A 20,770-nucleotide genomic window follows, 5' to 3' on the forward strand; every position below is an offset into this window, starting at 1 on the left:
CTATCGCCAAGCGGTAAGGCAGCGGCTTTTGATGCCGCCATTCCCTGGTTCGAATCCAGGTAGACCTGCCATTATTTTAATTGATTGCTATCGCAGTCAATTATGCGGAAGTGGCGGAATTGGTAGACGCACCAGATTTAGGTTCTGGCGCCGTAAGGTGTGAGAGTTCAAGTCTCTCCTTCCGCACCATTATTTAGAGACCCACTCTTTGAGTGGGTTTTCTTTTATCTGCAAAATGTCATTACACAATGATAATTGTTCAGATAAATAAAAAGCCGAGTGACAATGTCTCTCGGCTTTTTGCTATCTCGATTATCAATAATTATTATCTAAATGCCCATTGCATACTTCAATACTTGCTTTTTCATTACACCAGCATGATCGGCAATACGTAATCCTGCATTTCGTAAAAACTTAATTGGCGCTAAATTATTACTAAAAGCAACGTAGAAAAAATCCATTCCCGTTTGCATCACAAGATTATCAGGACGACGACGTTGCTCATACTTATGTAGCACCTTAGTCTCAGTCCATAGCTCACCAGCAGCCTCTATTTCCTGTAGTAGTACATCTACGTCTTTAAAGCCTAAATTCACGCCTTGCCCAGCTAATGGGTTAATGGTGTGAGCTGCATCTCCTAGTAATACCACATTGGGTTTATAGTAAGTTTGTGCATGGCGACGCGTTAATGGGAAACAGCCATGATTAATTACCTTAAACTCACCTAATTCATCAGGAAAAACCGCTGATATTTCGGCATGAAGCTGAGTCGCTGTCATATGCGATAAACGTCTGATACGCTCAGGACTGTCATACCAAACCAGTGAACCTTGATGTCCAGGTAAAGGTAAGAATGAACGAGGGCCTACTGGTGTAAATTGCTGCCAAGTAATGTCTTGTTGTGGCAAGGCAGTTTCAACATTGATCAACATACAGTGTTGACGATAATCCCATGCAGTCACTCCGATCCCTGCTTGTTGGCGCACTTGAGAATTCGCACCATCAGCACCGACTAATAATCGACACTGTAATGTTTGTTTGTCTTCTAGCTCAACAATATAACCGCCTTCAGTATGCGTCGCAGATACCATCTTAGCTGGGCATAACAAAGTTAGGTTATCGATACTTTCAAACTGTTGCCACAATGCTAATTGCAAAACACGGTTTTCAACGATATAGCCTAGTTGCGCTAAGTTCATTTCATCTGCATTAAAACGTGTTCGGCATTCAGGACTTTCCCATGTTTCCAGACGCTTAAATGGACACAAGCGCATCTGTTTAACTTCATTCCAAGCGCCTAAACGTTCAAGTAAAGCAACTGAATTAGGTGAAATTGCGGAAACACGCAAGTCCATTGGCTGTGAGTCTGTATATGACTGAGGAGCAAAGCCTTCTAAAACTGCAACTTCGAGCCCTAATTTTGCTAAGCCAAGTGCTGTTGCTGCACCAACCATGCCGCCACCAGCAACAATGACATCGTATTGTTCCATTATTTACCTACCTATTACGTTCAGGCTTATTATTTGGTTATAATCCAAGAAAACATCATATTGACTCGAATTGTATAAGAAAATTCAATAAACAGGGAATGTAACCACACTTAACATTCTTTCTTTTTGTGCTGCTATTTTTATCTAAGGGAACAATATTCATCATGCTTAAGCGCTTTTTTTTAAAACTCTTTTTATTTGCTCTGTTGTTCCCAATTGTTCTCGTTGTCATCTTCAAGTTTGTAAACCCACCATTCTGGGGCTGGGAGATCAGCCGAACCTTGTTCCCACCTCAAGGTTATCCTGAGCATATTCAACATGAATGGGTCAATTTAGATAAAATCTCTAAGAATATGCAGTTAGCTGTCATTGCCTCAGAAGATCAAACCTTTCCTGAGCACCACGGTATTGATGTGCAAGCAACCCTAGCTGTATTAAAACACGCAGGCAAAAATGGCCCCGATCGCGGCGCAAGTACGATTAGCCAGCAAGCGGCTAAAAATATGTTTTTATTCCCTGTGCATTCATTTATTCGTAAAGGCGTCGAACTGTATTTCTCACTATTAATGGAAATCGTTTGGGGTAAGGAACGTATTCTAGAAGTGTACTTAAACATTATTGAGTTTGGCCCTGGGATCTATGGTGTTGAAGCTGCTAGTGAGCACTTCTTCCATATTCCAGCGAGTCGTTTAAGCGCACAACAAGCAGCACAGTTGGCTGCGGTATTACCGAACCCTTATAAGATCAAAGCCTCACCAATGAGCAATTATGTTTACCAACGTACTCTATGGATCCGTCGTCAGATGCGTCAACTGGGCATGGTAACGCTAGATAAAGTCTATAATGAACAATCACTTTTTAAATCATTCCATCTTTATCCTTAATTAAGAATAAACCCACAATTTATTCGGGGTGGTGATGATCTAGTCAGAGCGTGTTTAAAGCAGTACAATACGCGGCTTGCTACAGGTAACGACAATCTATGTCCCCTGTCAGCCCGTAATCTGAATGTAATGAAATCAACACTACGAGCGAAGAGTTAGAGATGGCGAAGAAACTGCTGATCAAAACCTGGGGCTGCCAGATGAACGAATATGATTCATCTAAAATGGCAGATCTTCTTAATGCAGCTAATGGCTTTGAGTTAACGGAAATCCCAGAAGAAGCAGATGTTCTGCTACTTAACACCTGCTCGATCCGTGAAAAGGCACAAGAGAAAGTTTTCCACCAATTAGGTCGTTGGAAAACATTAAAAGATAAGAAGCCGGATCTTGTGATCGGTGTCGGTGGTTGTGTAGCAACCCAAGAAGGCGATTCTATTCGTCAACGTGCACCTTACGTTGATGTGATTTTTGGTCCACAGACTCTACACCGCCTACCAGAAATGATTAAACAGTCGCAGTCTGATGATGCGCCTGTTATGGATATCTCATTCCCTGAAATTGAGAAATTTGACAGCCTACCTGAGCCTCGTGCAGAAGGCGCAACAGCGTTTGTTTCTATCATGGAAGGTTGTTCTAAATACTGTACTTACTGTGTAGTTCCATACACACGTGGTGAAGAAGTTAGCCGTCCACTTGATGATGTACTATTTGAAATTGCCCAACTTGCAGAGCAAGGTGTACGTGAAGTTAACCTACTAGGTCAAAACGTAAACGCATACCGTGGCGTAATGCACGATGGTGAAATCGCATCATTTGCTGAACTGCTACGTTTAGTTGCAGCTATCGATGGTATTGACCGTATTCGTTACACAACAAGTCACCCAATCGAGTTCACTGATGACATCATCGAAGTGTACAAAGATACGCCAGAGCTTGTAAGCTTCTTACACTTACCAGTACAAAGTGGTTCGGATCGCATCCTAACTATGATGAAGCGTCCACACACGGCTATCGAGTACAAGTCTAAAATCCGTAAACTACGTCAAGCACGTCCTGATATTACGATCAGCTCTGACTTTATCGTGGCATTCCCTGGCGAAACCGATCAGGACTTCCAAGACACTATGAAGCTGATCCGTGACGTTGATTTTGACATGAGCTTTAGCTTCATTTTCTCTGCACGTCCTGGTACACCAGCGGCTGATTACCCGTGTGATCTATCAGAAGAAGTGAAAAAAGAACGCTTGTACGAACTACAACAACAGATCAATACTCAAGCTATGCGTTACTCACGCCAAATGCTAGGTACTGAACAACGTATCCTTGTAGAAGGTCCATCGAAGAAGAACGTAATGGAGCTTCGTGGTCGTACTGAGAACAACCGAGTTGTTAACTTCGAAGGTTCTGCTGATTTAATTGGTCAATTCGTAGATGTGAAGATCACTGACGTATTTACTAACTCACTCCGTGGTGAGCTAGTACGTACAGAAGCAGAAATGAATCTTCGTGTTGCGATGACTCCAGCAGAAATGATGGCGAAGACTCGTAAAGAAGATGAATTGGGTGTAGGCGTTTATACTCCAGAGTAAACCGTAACCGCTTTATTAAAGCATTACGTATTACTAGAGTACGTCTTCTGCCCTATGTATATGGCCGCCACTCGGCGGCCTAAATGAGAGGCAAACCTTGAGCAAAATAATTACTGTAGAATTTACCCTGGAACCTGCCGATAACCAGCGCCTTTCCAGCCTCTGTGGCCCTTTCGACGACAATATCAAACAATTAGAACGCCGTTTGGGTGTTGAGATCAATCACCGTAGCAATAACTTTAGCGTTGTGGGAAAACCGCATACAGCCGAAGCGGCTACCAATATCATTAAAGATCTTTACGTTGATACTGCACCTGTGCGTAACAACATTCCTGATATCGAACCGGATCAAATCCACCTTGCGATCAAAGAATCCGGCGTATTAGAGCAAACAACAGAATCTTCTATCCCATACGGTAAAGAAATTCACATCAAGACCAAAAAAGGTGTGATTAAGCCACGTACACCAAACCAAGCACAATACATTGCTAATATGGTGACGCACGATATCACCTTTGGTATTGGTCCTGCTGGTACAGGTAAAACCTACCTTGCCGTTGCTGCAGCTGTCGATGCGCTTGAGCGCCAAGAAATTCGCCGTATTCTATTAACGCGTCCAGCAGTAGAAGCTGGTGAGAAATTAGGTTTCCTACCGGGTGACCTAAGCCAGAAGGTCGATCCTTACCTTCGACCACTCTACGATGCGCTATTTGAAATGTTAGGTTTCGAGCGGGTAGAAAAATTAATTGAACGAAATGTGATTGAAGTTGCCCCATTAGCATATATGCGTGGACGTACCCTTAATGATGCATTTATTATCCTAGACGAGAGCCAAAACACCACGGTTGAACAGATGAAAATGTTCCTAACCCGTATTGGTTTTAACTCCTGTGCAGTGATCACCGGTGACGTGACCCAGATCGACTTACCACGAGGGGCTCGTTCAGGTCTACGTCATGCGATTGAAGTATTATCTGATGTTGATGAAATCAGCTTTAACTTCTTCCAAGCCGATGACGTTGTTCGCCATCCAGTTGTTGCTCGTATTGTTCAAGCTTACGAAACATGGGAAAGCGAAGATCAGAAACAACGCAAACTTGCAGAACAACGCCGTCGCGCTGAGCAAGATGCGAAAGAAGCCGCGTTAGTTGCTGTTGCAGCAGCGGCAAAAGTCGAATCAGAAAAGAGTAACTAATGGCTATTTACCTTGATTTACAATACGCCACTGAAAGCCAAGATGGACTGCCAACTGAAGCAGAATTCCAACAGTGGTTAGACGCAGCCGTTACCCCTTTTCAAGCTGATGCTGAAGTCACTATCCGCTTAGTGGATGAAGCTGACAGTCATGAGCTTAACCTTGAATACCGTGGTAAAGATCGTCCAACCAACGTGTTATCTTTTCCATTTGAAGCCCCTCCGGGCATTGAATTGGAACTGTTAGGTGACTTAATTATTTGCCGACAAGTGGTAGAAAAAGAAGCACTTGAGCAGAATAAGCCACTAAAAGCACATTGGGCACATATGGTTGTACATGGCAGTCTTCATCTGCTAGGTTATGATCATATTGAAGATGATGAAGCTGAAGAAATGGAAGGTTTAGAAACAGAAATCATGCAAAACATGGGCTTTGTTGATCCTTACATCTCTGAAAAGCAATAATGTTTAATACCGCGATTCATCATAAGATGGATCGCATTTCCGTGGCATCGTCCACTTAGCTGACAAGCTATTTGCTGAAAGTAAATAATGAACGAAGATAACCCCCAAACATCTGAAGGTCCGAGTAGAAAGTCCTTCTTTGAACGTATCGGCCAACTATTTCAAGGTGAACCACAAAACCGTGAAGACTTGGTTGAAGTTTTTCGAGATTCAGAAGAAAACGATCTGATCGACCACGACACTCGCGACATGCTCGAAGGTGTAATGGAAATTTCTGAAATGCGTGTACGTGACATTATGATCCCACGTTCACAAATGATCACGATTGAGCGTTCTCAGAAGTTAGAAGATCTGATTGATTTAATCGTTGAAGCCCAACACTCTCGTTACCCAGTGATCAGTGATGATAAAGACCACGTTGAAGGCATTTTGCTAGCCAAAGACCTTCTACGTTATCTGCTTCCTGATAGCGAACCTTTTGATATGGACAAAGTGCTACGCCCTGCCGTTGTTGTGCCGGAAAGTAAGCGTGTTGACCGTCTATTAAAAGAATTCCGCGAAGAGCGCTACCACATGGCGATTGTGGTTGATGAGTTTGGTGGTGTTTCCGGTGTTATCACCATTGAAGATATCCTTGAACAAATCGTTGGCGAAATCGAAGATGAATTCGATGACGAAGAAGAGCAAGATATCCGTCAGTTAAGTAAACACACCTATGCGGTAAAAGCACTGACAACCATTGAAGATTTCAATGAGCTATTCCAAACCTCATTCTGCGATGAAGAAGTCGATACCGTCGGCGGACTGGTTATGATGAGTTTTGGTCACCTACCAACCCGAGGTGAAGTTGTTGAAGTTGATGGTTACTCGTTTAAAGTGACTTCTGCCGATAGCCGTCGTGTTATCCAGTTACAAGTAACGGTTCCTGACGAAGCGTTTCAACCGACTATTACTTCTTAAAGAATGACAAAAAAATCATTACTAACGTTGGGACAGCTGCTCGCAGCTGTTCCAGCGGGTGCAATTGCCACCCTTTCTTTTGCACCTTATAACTATTGGCTACTTGCGCCATTATCTCTCATTGCCTTTTTCTTCTTACTCCAGCATAAAACGGCTAAACGCTCTGCTTTGATCGGTTTCCTTTACGGTTTAGGCATGTTTGGTACCGGTATTAGCTGGGTACACGTTAGTATTGATAACTTTGGCGGTATGCCAAAGATCGCTAGCGTATTCTTGATGAGCCTATTAATTGGCTATCTTGCACTTTATCCCGCGCTTTTCGGTTATCTCTATAATCGTATTAACCGCCATCGTCCATTCCACCAGCTGCTGCTAACAGGCCCTGTGATCTGGCTTATCTTAGATTGGATCCGTGGCTGGTTGTTTACCGGCTTTCCTTGGCTATGGATGGGTTACAGTCAAATTGATAGCCCATTAGCCTCCATCGCACCAATCTTTGGTGTCGAGGGTATTACGCTTGCTCTCGTACTCATATCAGGCGCTATTGTTGCTGCAGTTAGCTACCGCAATTGGAAACCCTTGTTAATCCCAGTTGTGATCATTGGTCTATCATTCTGGGCTGGAAAAGCACAGTGGGTGAAACCGGATCCGAAAAACAGTGTCACTGTGGCATTAATTCAGGGCAATATCCCGCAAGAAAAGAAATGGGATCCGAATGAGCGCTGGCCGACCTTAATGAAGTACATGGATCTAACCCGTGAAAACTGGGGTTCTGATCTGATCATCTGGCCAGAAGCAGCGATTCCAGCCTTAGAAGCTCACATTCCTGTGTTCTTACAAGGCTTAGATGACGCTGCCCGTGCTAATAACAGCACAGTGATCACTGGTATTCTTGATCAGAAACCAGATGGTCAGTTCTTTAATAACATTTTAACCCTAGGTGTCGATGCTGACGGCCCGTATAACTACGACACAGCAACACGATACAGTAAGCACCACTTACTGCCTTTTGGTGAGTTCGTGCCATTTGGTGATTTACTTCGCCCTATTGCACCCTTATTTAACTTACCAATGTCGTCATTTAGCCGTGGTGCTTACATACAGCCAAACATTCAAGCACATGGTTACTCGATTGCCCCTGCATTATGTTATGAAGTGGCCTTTAGTGAGCAGATGCGTGAAAACATCACTAATCACACTGAAATGTTGCTGACATTATCGAACGATGCATGGTTCGGTCGCTCTATTGGCCCTTTCCAGCATATGGAAATCGCTCAGATGCGCGCCCTAGAGCTCGGTAAACCTCTACTGCGTGCAACCAATACGGGGATCACAGCTGTCGTTAACCACGAAGGTCATATCACTAAAAAGTTACCGCAGTTCGTCACCGGCGTACTTAAAGCAACCGTTATCCCAACGATTGGTATGACACCATACACTACCCTTGGTAGCTGGCCGTTGTACTTCTATGGCTTATGGGCTTTTGCTTTATCGTGGATCCTGATCCGTCGACAACGCGGACATTTCCGTGACACTCGAGAGTTAGAAACCGAGTAAAGTGAACAAAAAGGTGAAGATTTAGGCTTCACCTTTTTTTTAATCACATGGTATGTTGGTTGAATAAATAACCAAATACTTATAAATACAACATACAAAGAACCTATGATTCGCAAGGCACTCCCCTAAAGCCTTACGTAACCTGCAAGGATCGGATTAATGAAAACGATACATAAACTATTTATTACCTTATGTACCTGTATCATGATGCTGAGCTCGACATCTGCGTTAGCACAAGATAGTGATACACAAAAAGCACTCGACTTGTTCTATCAATCACCACAAACTCAGCCTTTCTTTAAAAGCGCTTATGGTTATGCCGTTTTCCCTTCAGTTGGTAAAGGTGGTTTTTGGGTTGGTGGTGCTTACGGTAATGGTGTTGTCTTTAAAGCGAACCAAGCAACTGGCTTTGCTAAGCTATTCCAAATATCTATTGGCTTACAGTTTGGTGGACAGGCTTACAGTGAGATCCTGTTCTTCCAAGACAAGCGCGCGTACGACAATTTTGTTAGCGGTAGCTTCGAGCTAGATGCTCAAGCATCGGCTGTCGCCTTAGATGAAGGCGCATCGGCAAAAGCTGGTACAGCAGGTGCTGGTGCTGGCTCTAACGGTGAATACGCAACACGCAGCTACATTAATGGCGTTGCTATCTTCACGAAAGCCAAAGGTGGTGCCATGATTGAAGCATCACTCGCTGGTCAAAAATTCACTTTCGAGCCAATGACCGAAGCAACACGTAATGTGAAAGGCTACGACAAGATGGTACCTCAAGGGCTACAAAAACCTGCTCAAGAAGCAAAAACAGTAAAGCCAGCTGAAACCATTAAAACACCAGCAGAAGACAATGCTGTGGTGGTTGAAACCTTAGAGCGTCCAGACGATATCTAATCAAACCTAAACACTAGATATAAAAAAACGCAGCTCTCGGGCTGCGTTTTTCTTATCGACTAAAATGAACTCTTTACGGCTCAAGCGGCTGACGACTAAATTCTTTACAGCCACATTTAATACATGGCTCAATACGAGTCACATGCGTAATGGTTTGTTGATGACCGCATTTTTCACAGACTAAATGCCCAAGCCCGACTAACTCGCCTGAGTGATACACCCCTTTGTGTTTAATATCATCCATGACTTCAAGCCACTCTAACTGGGTCTTATCAGTAATTTCAGCAAGGTGCTGCCAAATAGTTTCACTTACTAACTTATAGAATGGACTTTCTTTGAAAGGCTCTGGGCTATTTTTTGCTTCTTCACTGAAGGTTTTGAGATCACTTTTTAAATACGCTTCAATTAATGCAAGCTCATCTTTAGTCATATCGCTGGCGGCTTTACCATACAGTTCAGTCGTCTCAATAAACTTCTTAAGCTCTTGTGGGCTATTTTTTAATGTCTCGGTGACTTTTTCTAATAGCGCTTCGTAATGTGCTTTTTGTTGAGTCATGATGTTTCTCCTTAGCCTATATTGACTAAAAGCGTGCTGAAATACCGCCAAATACAAGATTAAAGGTATCGAATTGCCTTCAGCTATTGTTGACACCTTTACCTTTGGTTATTCTATGCCGATTAATTTGAATGTGTTTATATCAAACTCACAATATCCCGGATGTCATCGATGCAAGAACAATATCGTCCACAGGACATTGAACAGAAAGTTCAAGAACATTGGGACAACAAAAAAACCTTTGTTGTTAGTGAAGACCCTAATAAAGAAAAATTCTACTGTCTCTCCATGTTCCCGTACCCAAGTGGTCGACTGCACATGGGTCACGTGCGTAACTACACTATCGGTGATGTTATCTCTCGCTACCAGCGCTTACAAGGTAAAAATGTAATGCAGCCAATCGGCTGGGATGCATTTGGTCTACCTGCTGAAAATGCGGCAGTGAAAAATAAGACTGCACCTGCGCCATGGACTTACGAAAACATCGAGTACATGAAGAATCAACTTAAGCTATTAGGTTTTGGTTACGATTGGAACCGTGAGTTCGCAACATGTACGCCAGAATACTACCGTTGGGAGCAAGAGTTCTTCACTAAGCTTTACAACAAAGGCCTTGTTTACAAGAAGACTTCATCTGTTAACTGGTGTCCAAACGACCAAACTGTACTTGCTAACGAGCAGGTTGAAGACGGTTGTTGTTGGCGTTGTGACACACCAGTTGAGCAAAAAGAGATCCCACAATGGTTCATTAAGATCACTGAGTACGCACAAGAGCTACTTGACGATCTTGATCAACTAGACGGTTGGCCTGAAATGGTGAAAACCATGCAGCGCAACTGGATTGGTCGCTCTGAAGGTGTTGAACTAACATTCAAAGTTAAAGACAACGACGATCTAGAAGTTTACACAACACGCCCTGACACACTAATGGGTGTGACATTTGTAAGCATCGCAGCAGGTCACCCTCTTGCAGCAAAAGCCGCTGAAAATAACCCAGCGCTTGCAGATTTCATTCACGAATGCCGTAACAACAAGGTTGCAGAAGCTGATCTTGCAACCATGGAAAAGAAAGGCATGGATACTGGTCTAACCGCTATCCACCCATTAGATGGTCGTGAAGTACCTGTATACGTAGCAAACTTTGTACTGATGGATTACGGCACAGGTGCGGTAATGGCAGTACCTGCGCACGATCAACGTGACTTCGAGTTTGCAACTAAATACAACATCGACATCATGGCAGTTATCAAGCCAGAAGATGGTAGCGAGCTAGATATCGCTGAAGCTGCATACACTGAAAAAGGTATCCTATTCAACTCTGGTGATTTCGATGGCCTAAACTTCCAACAAGCATTTGATGCTATTGCAGCAAAACTTGAAGCTGAAGGTAAAGGTAAGAAGACAGTTAACTTCCGTCTACGTGACTGGGGTGTATCTCGTCAACGTTACTGGGGTGCACCAATCCCAATGGTAACGACTGAAGATGGTGAAGTTCACCCAGTACCAGCAGATCAACTACCAGTAATTCTACCAGAAGACGTAGTAATGGATGGCGTGACTAGCCCAATCAAAGCTGATAAAGAGTGGGCGAAAACCACTTTTAACGGTGAGCCAGCACTACGTGAAACCGATACCTTTGATACCTTCATGGAATCTTCTTGGTACTACGCACGTTACTGTTCACCACAAGCTGATGATATCCTAGATCCAGAAAAAGCGAACTACTGGCTACCTGTAGACCAATACATTGGTGGTATTGAGCACGCATGTATGCACCTACTGTACTCTCGCTTCTTCCACAAACTGCTACGTGATGCTGGTTACGTAACATCTGACGAGCCGTTCAAGCAGCTACTATGTCAAGGCATGGTGCTTGCTGATGCATTCTTCTACACCACAGATAAAGGTGGTAAAGAGTGGGTTGCCCCAACAGAAGTAACTGTTGAGCGTGATGGTAAAGGCCGTATCACTTCAGCTGTTGATACTGATGGCCGTAACGTTGAGCACTCAGGCATGATCAAAATGTCTAAGTCTAAGAACAACGGTATCGACCCTCAAGAGATGGTAGACAAGTACGGTGCTGACACAGTACGTCTATTCATGATGTTTGCATCACCTGCTGACATGACACTTGAATGGCAAGAGTCTGGCGTTGAAGGTGCTAACCGTTTCCTTAAGCGTGTTTGGAAACTAGTGCGTGAACACACTGAGAAAGGCGCAGCAGAAGCAGTTGATGCAGCAGCACTAACAGCAGATCAAAAAGCACTTCGTCGTGATATTCACAAAACTATTGCAAAAGTAAGTGATGATATTGGTCGTCGTCAGACATTCAATACTGCAATTGCTGCTATCATGGAGCTGATGAACAAGCTTGCTAAGGCACCTCAAGAGTCTGTACAAGATCGTGCAATTCTTGATGAAGCACTAAAAGCGATTGTTGCCATGCTTTACCCAATTACTCCACACATCTGTTTTGAAATGTGGACGGCGCTGGGCGAAACAGACATTGATAATGCACAATGGCCACAAGCTGACGAAAAAGCATTAGTGGAAGATGAGAAACTGATCATCGTTCAAGTTAACGGTAAACTACGTGCAAAACTGACTGTTGCAGCTGACGCAACCAAAGAGCAAGTAGAAGAGCTAGGCTTAAATGATGAGAACGTGACTAAGTTCACTGATGGCTTAACGATTCGTAAAGTGATCTACGTTCCTGGTAAGCTACTTAACATTGTAGCTAACTAATCAAGGTTACTTTTCTTTGTTAGCTCGTCTAACATAGCAATAAGCTCAAGATCCCCGCTTCTGCGGGGATCTTTATAATTACAGTCATACTTTTACTTGTTGCGCTTTGCGCACTGCTTTTTACTTCAAGGAGCTGACTTTCGTGAAAAGTTTTTTCTCGGCAAACCGCCTTACTCGACTACTTATCATCACTCTTCTCGCGCTAACAACAGCTTCTTGTGGCTTCCACCTTCGTGGTAATTACATGCTGCCTGACGGCATTGCTAAACTGTCATTAACCAGCTTTGACCCATATGGCCAAATGACGCGTATGGTGCGATACCAATTTAAATTACATGGCATTAGTGAAGTTGCACCAGCAAAAGACGTACCGAATCTAAATATCAACAGTGAATCAACGGGCGAGCGTACCCTATCGCTATACCAAAACAACGGTAAAGCGGAATACGATTTAACCCTAACGGTTAACTACTCGGTGACGATCCCAAATCAAGGTCAACAGACTTACACCACGAAAGTCACTCGTACTTTCCTTGATAACCCATTAACCGCACTAGCAAAATCGGTTGAACAAGATGAGTTAGTCAATGTAATGCGTGAACAAGCTGCACAACAGATCATGCGTAAACTGGCACGTCTAACTGCTGTCTTTAAGAAAATTGAAGAAGATAAGCTCGACTCTCAACTTAAAGAGATCTTAAACGAAGAAGATAAACAAGAATCTTCAGATGACACAGGCAAAACAACAATCACAACGTTGCCAACAAAAGCATCAGAGACTCAGCACAGCAGCCATAACACACAATGAGAGTTTACCCAGAACAACTGACGCAGCAACTTGATAAAGGGCTGCGTCAGGCCTACCTATTATTTGGTAATGAGCCACTACTCAAACAAGAGTGTGGTGATAGCATCAAGCAACTAGCCCAACAGCAAGGTTTTCTTGAGCGCCATCACTTCACCATTGATAACCAGCTGGATTGGAACCTTGTGCTCGACTGCTGCCAAGCCATGAGTCTATTTTCAGCCCAGCAAATCATTGAACTAGATGTACCTGACACAGGCTTAAATGCCAATCAAGCTAAAGCATTACTAGAGGTTATCGAGCATCTAAACCCTGATATTTTATTAGTGCTTACTGGCCCTTATTTAAATAAGAAACAAGAAGCAACTAAGTGGTTTAAAGCGCTTGATGCGATTGGTTTGTATGTGCCATGTAATACCCCTGATGCCAAACAAATGCCGCGCTTTATTCAAGCTCGTTGTCGAGTATTAGGTTTAAAGCCCGATCATGAATCAGTACAAATGCTGGCACAGTGGCACGAAGGGAATTTATTGGCGTTAGCTCAAAGTTTACACAAGTTAATTTTGCTCTATCCCGATGGTGAATTGAATATTGTTCGCTTACAAGAAGCACTCAGTCGCCATAATCACTACACCCCATTCCAACTTGTTGATGCTGTATTAGCTGGACAAGCCAAACGTAGCCAACGGGTATTACGTCAGCTACAAGGAGAAGGTGTGGAAGCCACTATCTTGTTACGTACCCTGCAACGTGAGTTAACCCAACTCTACAAAATGCAGGAAATGGGTAAAAAAGGGACACCACTTAATATTATTTTTGAGCAATTTCGAGTGTGGCAAAACCGCCGTGAAATGTATATTGGAGCACTGCATCGTCTACCACTGACACGACTTGTCGGTATTATTCGTCAGCTCACCCAATTAGAGCTCCAAGTGAAAACCGACTACGACACCAATCCTTGGCCAGCGTTAAGTACGCTATGTGCTGAAATTTGTGGTTTCGACACTCACTTACACCACGCATAACCCTCGCATCTCAACGGTCATCAGTCATTGTTGACCGTTTTTTTCCTGAATCTTCCCTTAAGCGGTCGAAAAATCATCGTATGAACCTTGTCCTTTTATCGCTGTCAGATAAGAGCATGGTATACTGCCGACCTTATTGCGGTCGGAAAACTTTTTACACCTCTAATCCAATAGTAAAATAGAACTTAACGACCACACATTTTTAAACGCTTATTGAGGGAATCCCTTTGCAAGTTCAAGAACTACACGATTTCATTGTTGATAAAATTGACGATCTTAAAGCACAAGACATCGTAACTATTGATGTACAAGGTAAATCAAGCATTACTGATGTAATGGTGATCTGTACTGGTACTTCAAACCGTCACGTTTGCTCTATCGCTGATCACGTTAACAAAGAATCAAAGTTAATTGACTTCCCTCCTTTTGGTATCAGCGGCGAAGATGATGGTGAGTGGGTTATCGTTGACATGGGCAACGTGATGCTACACATCATGCAAGAAGACGCACGCCAAATGTACCAACTGGAGAAGCTTTGGAGCTAAGAGAGTCATGAAGCTTCAATTAATCGCAGTCGGCACCAAAATGCCAAAATGGGTTGAAGAAGGTTATAAAGAATATAGCCGTCGCTTCCCTAAAGATATGCCGTTGGAACTGATTGAAATTCCAGCGGGTAAGCGCGGTAAGAACGCTGATATTGCACGTATCCTTCAAAAAGAAGGTGAAGCAATGTTAGCAGCCGTTGCTAAGGGTAACCGTATCGTTACTTTAGATATTCCAGGTAAACGCTGGGATACCGAGCAGCTAGCAGGTCAACTAGAAGCTTGGAAACTGGATGGTCGCGATGTGTCAATTTTAATTGGCGGACCTGAAGGTCTTGCACCGGCTTGTAAAGCAGCCGCAGAGCAAAGCTGGTCACTATCACCATTAACACTACCGCACCCGTTAGTGCGTGTTGTTATGGCTGAAAGCTTATACCGTGCATGGAGCATCACGGCTAACCATCCGTACCACAGGGAATAACCATAGATGAGACAAAAGCGAACCCAGATCCGCGACCATCGCGCTGAGTCGGCGCTATTTTTCCGTCGAGCTCTTGTCTCATTCATTGGAATTATTGTCTTGGTCAGCGTGTTATTGTTCAACCTATTCAACATTCAGGTTGAACAACACCAAGACTATAAAACCCGTTCCAATGATAACCGGATCAAAATTGTCCCAGTATCCCCAAACCGCGGTCTTATCTATGATCGTAACGGCATACTGCTAGCTGAAAACCGCCCTATTTATAATCTCGAAGTTACCATCGAAAAAGTGCCCGATATGGAGCGTACCTATGCTGATCTAAAATCAGTATTGGGATTAACCGATGAAGACATCGAACGATTCAAAAAAGAACGTCGTCGCACCCGTCGTTTTAAATCTGTACCGATCCTTGAAGGCTTAAATGAACAACAAGTAGCATTATTTGCTGTTAATCAGCATCGCTTCCCTGGTGTTGAAGTAAAAGCTTACCTTAAACGCTACTACCCATACGGCGACTCACTGACTCATGTGCTGGGTTATGTCGCTAAAATTAATGATCGTGATCTTAAAAAGCTCGATCAAGATGGAAAGCTTAGCAACTATAAAGCCACTCGTGATATCGGCAAACTGGGTATCGAGCGTTACTACGAAGATCTCTTACACGGTACTTCTGGCTATCAAGAAGTGGAAGTGAATAGCCGTGGGCGGATTATTCGCACCTTAAAATACGTGCCACCAATTCCGGGTAAAGATATCAAACTAAATATCGATCTCGGACTTCAACTCTATGTTCAAGAGCTCTTAACTGAACGCAAGTTAGATCCGGAAACGGGCAAAGAAATCATCAAGCACAAGCGTGGCTCTGTCGTTGTACTCGATCCAAAAGACGATGCGATTTTAGCCATGGTGTCGAGCCCAAGTTACGATCCAAACCTATTTGTTAAAGGGATCTCAGGTAAAAAGTACCGTGAGTTACTAAACAACCCTGATCGCCCTCTGGTTAACCGTGTCACGCTGGGTATCTACCCACCAGCATCAACGGTTAAACCAATGATTGCAGTCGCTGCATTAACCGAAGGCGTGGTAACACCAAAAACTACCCGTAACGATCCCGGTTGGTGGCAAATTCCTAACTCAACCAGTCGTAAGTTCCGTGACTGGCTACGTTGGGGGCACGGCCCAGTTAATATTTACAAAGCGATTGAAGAGTCAGTGGACACTTACTTTTATCAAGTTGCTTACGATATGGGTATCGACAAACTGTCTACATGGATGAACCGTTTTGGTTACGGTGAATACACAGGCATTGATATTCATGAAGAAAGTAAAGCTAATATGCCAACTCGCGACTGGAAACAAGCAAGACACAAACGTCCTTGGTATCAAGGCGATACGATCCCTGTCGGTATCGGACAAGGTTATTGGACTGCAACACCACTACAAATAGCAAAAGCAACATCTGTGCTGGTTAATAACGGTGTTGTCCATCGCCCACACCTACTGAAAGATATTGTCGATGAAGAAGTAGAAAAACCAGCTGAGTTTAAAGACTTCCCACCTATATCAGAAGTCTCACCTGAGACATGGGAAATCGCCCGAGAAGGCATGCACCGTGTACTCTATGGCACCCGTGGTACAGCACGTAAAGCGTTTTACGATACGCCTTACGAAGCCGGTGGAAAATCAGGTTCAGCACAGGTATTTGGCCTTGCTGAAAACCAAAAATACAATGCCGATGAGCTAGAAGAACGCCTTCGCGACCATGCTTTATTTACCGCATTTGCGCCATTTGATAAACCTGAAGTAGTGGTCTCTATGGTGTTAGAAAATGCCGGTGGTGGTTCAAGTAATGGTGGTCCAATTGCCCGTAAAATTTTCGACCATATGCTGATCAAACCGAACCCTGAGAATAAATCTGAGTCCAACTCAGCACTCACGGTGTCAGAAACAACAGAGGTACAACAATGAGTATTATGGCGGCAACCGGTACCAAGCGAACACTAAGTGAACGCTTACATATCGATGTGCCACTATTACTAGGGATCTTAACCCTGATGGGGTTTGCCCTGATCATCATGTGGAGCGCAAGTGGTCAAAATGTTGCCATGATGGAACGTCAAGCCATGCGCATGTTGATGTCACTTGGCATCATGGTGCTGCTTGCACAAATCGCCCCACGCCATTACGAAGCTTGGGCACCTTACCTGTTTGGTGTCGGTTTACTGTTATTATTCAGTGTATTAGCATTTGGTGAGGTATCAAAAGGTGCCCAGCGTTGGCTAAATTTAGGTTTTGTTCGCTTTCAGCCGTCGGAGCTATTAAAACTCGCTGTACCTTTGATGGTGGCAAGGTTTATTGGTAATCGTCCACTACCACCATCCATGCGAAATATCTTCGTCGCATTAGTATTGATATTCACACCGACGATATTAATCGCTAAACAACCGGACTTAGGTACATCAATTTTGGTGGCAGCATCCGGCATTTTTGTTCTGTTTCTGTCAGGAATTAGCTGGAGACTGATTATCGGTGCTTTAGTATTACTCGGTGCCTTTATTCCTGTGTTATGGTTCTTCCTCATGCACGACTACCAGCGTACGCGTGTGATGACTTTGTTTAATCCAGAGTCTGATCCACTGGGAGCGGGATACCATATTATTCAATCAAAAATCGCTATTGGCTCTGGTGGCATTAGTGGTAAAGGTTGGCTACACGGTACTCAATCTCAGCTTGAATTCGTTCCTGAGCGACATACGGACTTCATTTTTGCGGTGATTGCAGAAGAATGGGGCTTAACCGGTGTAATTGGTTTATTAACAATTTATCTCTTTATCTTAGGTCGAGGATTATTGTTAGCAAGCCGAGCTCAAACAGCGTTCGGACGCATGATGGCTGGCAGTATTGTTTTAAGTTTCTTTGTTTATGTATTTGTAAATATCGGTATGGTAAGTGGCATTCTGCCTGTTGTAGGCGTTCCATTACCTCTAGTGAGTTATGGCGGTACATCCATGATGACCCTCTTAGCTGGCTTCGGTATTTTGATGTCTATCCACACTCACAGAAAAATGTTGTCTAAGGCGACCTAAATGCGTTCACTTTTTTTATTGTTTTTTGTTCTACTTGCAGGATGTAGTTCCTCGCCAGATAAACCTCAGCAGCCAGAGACAAAAGCAGAACACGCCACACCAGGCTTATTATTTAAACCGAATACTCCAACGAATGACGATCCCAATGCTGGCCGTTATTCGTTAAAAGATGACCGAGCACCATCTGTTGTACCTGATTTTTCAAAAGTACCACCTGTAGTGCCGCACTATGAACCGTATAGCCGTGCAGGTAATAAAGATTACACCCTACGCGGTAAGCGCTACCACATAGTAAAAAACACCAAAGGTTACACTGAAACAGGTTATGCCTCTTGGTATGGCGAGAAGTTCCACGGTCATAAAACCTCTAATGGTGAAACATACAATATGTTCGCAATGACGGCAGCACATAAAACGTTGCCGCTACCGAGCTTTGTACGTGTAACTAACATGCGTAATGGTAAATCTACTATCGTACGCGTTAACGATCGCGGCCCATTCCATGATGGTCGTATCATCGATTTAAGTATGGCGGCGGCTGCAAAAATTGGCGTAATTAGCCTCGGCACAGCCCCTGTAAAAATTGAAGTGATTAATATACCGAAGCCTTCTAGCAAAGAAGCGATGAAGAATTCCCCTATTCCTCATCACTACTTTGTTCAATTAGCTGCGGTAAATAGCTTGGCGAAAGCTGAAGACATGCGTAACGCGCTTAAGCGTCAATACAATACAAATGTTGATATTGAGCAAGTGGATAATCGCACAGTCTACCGTGTACGTTTAGGTCCTTTCATGGATCATAACGATGCAGAAAAGCAACTCACTAAAGCGAAAGCTCATCACTATCCAAAAGCCTTTATCATCACGGCTAACAGATAATATGAACCTAATTTTAATTTAGGAATCATAATTACGGCTTGTATGTTCAGAGTGTAAAAACCAGAACATACAAGCTAATTTTTGTTCACAACAGCACGTTAAACACCAGCAATTGCACGGATTACGTCCGCTTAATGTCAATAAATAGGGATCTTCCTTCATTCCACTGATTGGCAGAAGGTTATCTGCTATAGTGAGCACCATTTCTTGTCTTAGATAAACTAAAGTTATAATAACCATGAAGAAAACAGCTGCGCTTTTCCGTTCTGTAGCCATTTCTGCCACTTTGCTGGCTTCAGCTACTGTTGCTGCATCACCAGCAGTCGTACCTGAAGCTCCACAAATCGCGGCAAAAGGCTATATCCTTGTAGACTATAACTCAGGCAAAATCCTTGCCGGTCATAATGAATACGAAAAACTGGCACCTGCTAGTTTGACGAAAATGATGACCAGCTATGTTATCGGTCAAGAAATTAAAAACGGTAATATCTCACCAGACGACAATGTTGTTATCAGCAAGAATGCATGGGCTAAAAACTTCCCTGGCTCATCAAAAATGTTCCTTGAAGTGGGAAAAACCGTCAAAGTTAGCGATCTAAACCGCGGTATCATTGTTGATTCAGGTAACGATGCGTGTGTTGCTATGGCTGAACACATTGCGGGTTCCCAAGAATCATTCGTTGATCTCATGAATGGTTGGGCGAAGAATCTTGGCATGAAGTCTACACACTTTGCTAACGTTCACGGTTTAGACCGCCCAGATCTATACACAACACCATACGATCTATCTATTCTGGCTCGTCACCTGATCAGTGATTTACCGAATGAGTTTAAGATCTATAGTGAGAAATCATTCACATACAACGGCATCACTCAATATAACCGTAACGGTCTACTTTGGGATAAGAGCATGCACGTTGATGGTCTAAAAACAGGCCACACAGATAACGCAGGTTACAGCCTTGTAAGTACTGCAACTGAAGGCAACATGCGCCTTGTTGCGGTTGTAATGGGCACAGCTAGCAAGAATGCTCGCCTAGCTGAAAGTAAGAAGCTATTAAACTTCGGTTTCCGCTTCTACGAAACACTGTCACCAAATAAGAAAGATCAAACCATCGAAACTGAAAAAGTATGGATGGGTGATACTGACACAGTAAACCTAGGTGTAGCTGAAAATACTTACGTAACGCTACCACGGAGCCAAGCAAAAGATTTAAAAGCAAGCTTCGTGCTAACCAAAGAGCTAAAAGCGCCAATTACCAAAGGTGAAGAAGTGGGTACTCTCACTTACCGTGTTGGCGATCAAGAAGTAGCACAATACCCACTTGTTGCGCTAAACGATGTAAAAGAAGGTAGCCTATTTAGCCGTATGGTTGATTACGTAATGATGCTAGTGCAAAACTGGTTTAAGTAATCTATTACTATTCATGCACAAATCAAAAAGGGGAGCTTCGGCTTCCCTTTTGTTTTCATAACTAAAGACAAACATTACTTTTCCAACGTCCTACAGACATCATCCACCACTTGTTTTACACCGACTGACACATTAAGATGCCTGCCTTACACTTATATTAGTCATAATAGCGGTGTTGCAAGACAACATTGAAAGCGAACCTTGGAG

General features: G+C 43.4%; 18 protein-coding genes and 1 tRNA gene. 17 read left to right on the forward strand and 2 right to left on the reverse strand.

The annotated features are described in order from the left end of the window. Positions 1–104: 104 nt before the first annotated feature. A tRNA-Leu gene (locus E5A76_RS17760) sits at positions 105–189 on the forward strand. Positions 190–329: 140 nt separating this feature from the next. On the opposite strand, the gene E5A76_RS17765 is transcribed toward E5A76_RS17760, so the two are convergent. Further along, positions 330–1,490, reverse strand: coding sequence for a 2-octaprenyl-3-methyl-6-methoxy-1,4-benzoquinol hydroxylase (locus E5A76_RS17765; RefSeq protein WP_161119739.1), 1,161 nt, complete (start codon positions 1,488–1,490; stop codon positions 330–332). 164 nt (positions 1,491–1,654) lie between these two features. Here E5A76_RS17765 and mtgA point away from each other — a divergent pair, with 164 nt between their 5' ends. From mtgA to E5A76_RS17800, 7 genes are all read left to right on the forward strand, one after another. Then, positions 1,655–2,374, forward strand: a complete 720-nt coding sequence (gene mtgA, locus E5A76_RS17770; protein ID WP_107167412.1) for a monofunctional biosynthetic peptidoglycan transglycosylase — start codon at positions 1,655–1,657, stop codon at positions 2,372–2,374. Between the two features lie 161 nt (positions 2,375–2,535). Further along, positions 2,536–3,963, forward strand: a complete 1,428-nt coding sequence (gene miaB, locus E5A76_RS17775; protein WP_107167413.1) for a tRNA (N6-isopentenyl adenosine(37)-C2)-methylthiotransferase MiaB — start codon at positions 2,536–2,538, stop codon at positions 3,961–3,963. Between the two features lie 97 nt (positions 3,964–4,060). After that, complete coding sequence (locus E5A76_RS17780; RefSeq protein WP_045065027.1) at positions 4,061–5,158, forward strand: PhoH family protein; 1,098 nt, start codon at positions 4,061–4,063, stop codon at positions 5,156–5,158. Then, complete coding sequence (ybeY, locus tag E5A76_RS17785) at positions 5,158–5,622, forward strand: rRNA maturation RNase YbeY (protein WP_008986302.1); 465 nt, start codon at positions 5,158–5,160, stop codon at positions 5,620–5,622. Before E5A76_RS17780 ends, ybeY begins: the two co-directional genes overlap by 1 nt. A gap of 87 nt (positions 5,623–5,709) precedes the next feature. Next, positions 5,710–6,582: a CNNM family magnesium/cobalt transport protein CorC gene (corC, locus tag E5A76_RS17790; RefSeq protein ID WP_053986501.1), complete on the forward strand. Its 873-nt coding sequence runs from the start codon at positions 5,710–5,712 to the stop codon at positions 6,580–6,582. A 3-nt stretch (positions 6,583–6,585) separates the two neighbouring features. After that, on the forward strand, positions 6,586–8,139 hold the full coding sequence (gene lnt, locus E5A76_RS17795) for an apolipoprotein N-acyltransferase (RefSeq protein WP_161119740.1): 1,554 nt from the start codon (positions 6,586–6,588) through the stop codon (positions 8,137–8,139). Positions 8,140–8,298: 159 nt separating this feature from the next. Continuing rightward, positions 8,299–9,027, forward strand: a complete 729-nt coding sequence (locus E5A76_RS17800; RefSeq protein ID WP_161119741.1) for a lipid-binding SYLF domain-containing protein — start codon at positions 8,299–8,301, stop codon at positions 9,025–9,027. Positions 9,028–9,100: 73 nt separating this feature from the next. Here E5A76_RS17800 and E5A76_RS17805 read toward each other — a convergent pair whose 3' ends face one another. Further along, positions 9,101–9,583: a zinc ribbon-containing protein gene (locus tag E5A76_RS17805; protein ID WP_008986298.1), complete on the reverse strand. Its 483-nt coding sequence runs from the start codon at positions 9,581–9,583 to the stop codon at positions 9,101–9,103. A 171-nt stretch (positions 9,584–9,754) separates the two neighbouring features. Between E5A76_RS17805 and leuS the strand changes: the two genes are divergently transcribed. The 9 genes from leuS (at position 9,755) to E5A76_RS17850 (ending at position 20,563) form a co-directional block, all read left to right on the forward strand. Next, entirely contained in the window at positions 9,755–12,328 is a 2,574-nt protein-coding gene (gene leuS / locus E5A76_RS17810; RefSeq protein WP_161119742.1) for a leucine--tRNA ligase, read from the forward strand. 142 nt (positions 12,329–12,470) lie between these two features. Next, positions 12,471–13,136 (forward strand): LPS-assembly lipoprotein LptE, encoded by a 666-nt coding sequence (locus E5A76_RS17815; RefSeq protein WP_053986496.1) that lies wholly within the window; start codon positions 12,471–12,473, stop codon positions 13,134–13,136. Next, positions 13,133–14,158 (forward strand): DNA polymerase III subunit delta, encoded by a 1,026-nt coding sequence (gene holA / locus E5A76_RS17820; RefSeq protein WP_053986495.1) that lies wholly within the window; start codon positions 13,133–13,135, stop codon positions 14,156–14,158. The genes E5A76_RS17815 and holA overlap by 4 nt, the downstream gene beginning before the upstream one ends. A gap of 227 nt (positions 14,159–14,385) precedes the next feature. After that, positions 14,386–14,703, forward strand: a complete 318-nt coding sequence (gene rsfS / locus E5A76_RS17825; RefSeq protein WP_023933315.1) for a ribosome silencing factor — start codon at positions 14,386–14,388, stop codon at positions 14,701–14,703. 7 nt (positions 14,704–14,710) lie between these two features. Further along, positions 14,711–15,181, forward strand: a complete 471-nt coding sequence (gene rlmH / locus E5A76_RS17830) for a 23S rRNA (pseudouridine(1915)-N(3))-methyltransferase RlmH (RefSeq protein ID WP_008986293.1) — start codon at positions 14,711–14,713, stop codon at positions 15,179–15,181. Between the two features lie 6 nt (positions 15,182–15,187). Beyond that, positions 15,188–17,152: a penicillin-binding protein 2 gene (gene mrdA / locus E5A76_RS17835; protein WP_161119743.1), complete on the forward strand. Its 1,965-nt coding sequence runs from the start codon at positions 15,188–15,190 to the stop codon at positions 17,150–17,152. Further along, positions 17,149–18,270, forward strand: coding sequence for a peptidoglycan glycosyltransferase MrdB (mrdB, locus tag E5A76_RS17840; RefSeq protein ID WP_053986493.1), 1,122 nt, complete (start codon positions 17,149–17,151; stop codon positions 18,268–18,270). Before mrdA ends, mrdB begins: the two co-directional genes overlap by 4 nt. Beyond that, a complete protein-coding gene (locus tag E5A76_RS17845; RefSeq protein WP_107167418.1) occupies positions 18,271–19,149 on the forward strand; it encodes a septal ring lytic transglycosylase RlpA family protein in 879 nt (292 codons plus the stop codon). Positions 19,150–19,387: 238 nt separating this feature from the next. Then, positions 19,388–20,563 (forward strand): serine hydrolase, encoded by a 1,176-nt coding sequence (locus E5A76_RS17850; protein ID WP_161119744.1) that lies wholly within the window; start codon positions 19,388–19,390, stop codon positions 20,561–20,563. The last annotated feature ends 207 nt before the right edge of the window (positions 20,564–20,770 follow it).

This window comes from Photobacterium lucens, assembly GCF_009873615.1.
GTDB lineage: Bacteria > Pseudomonadota > Gammaproteobacteria > Enterobacterales > Vibrionaceae > Photobacterium > Photobacterium lucens.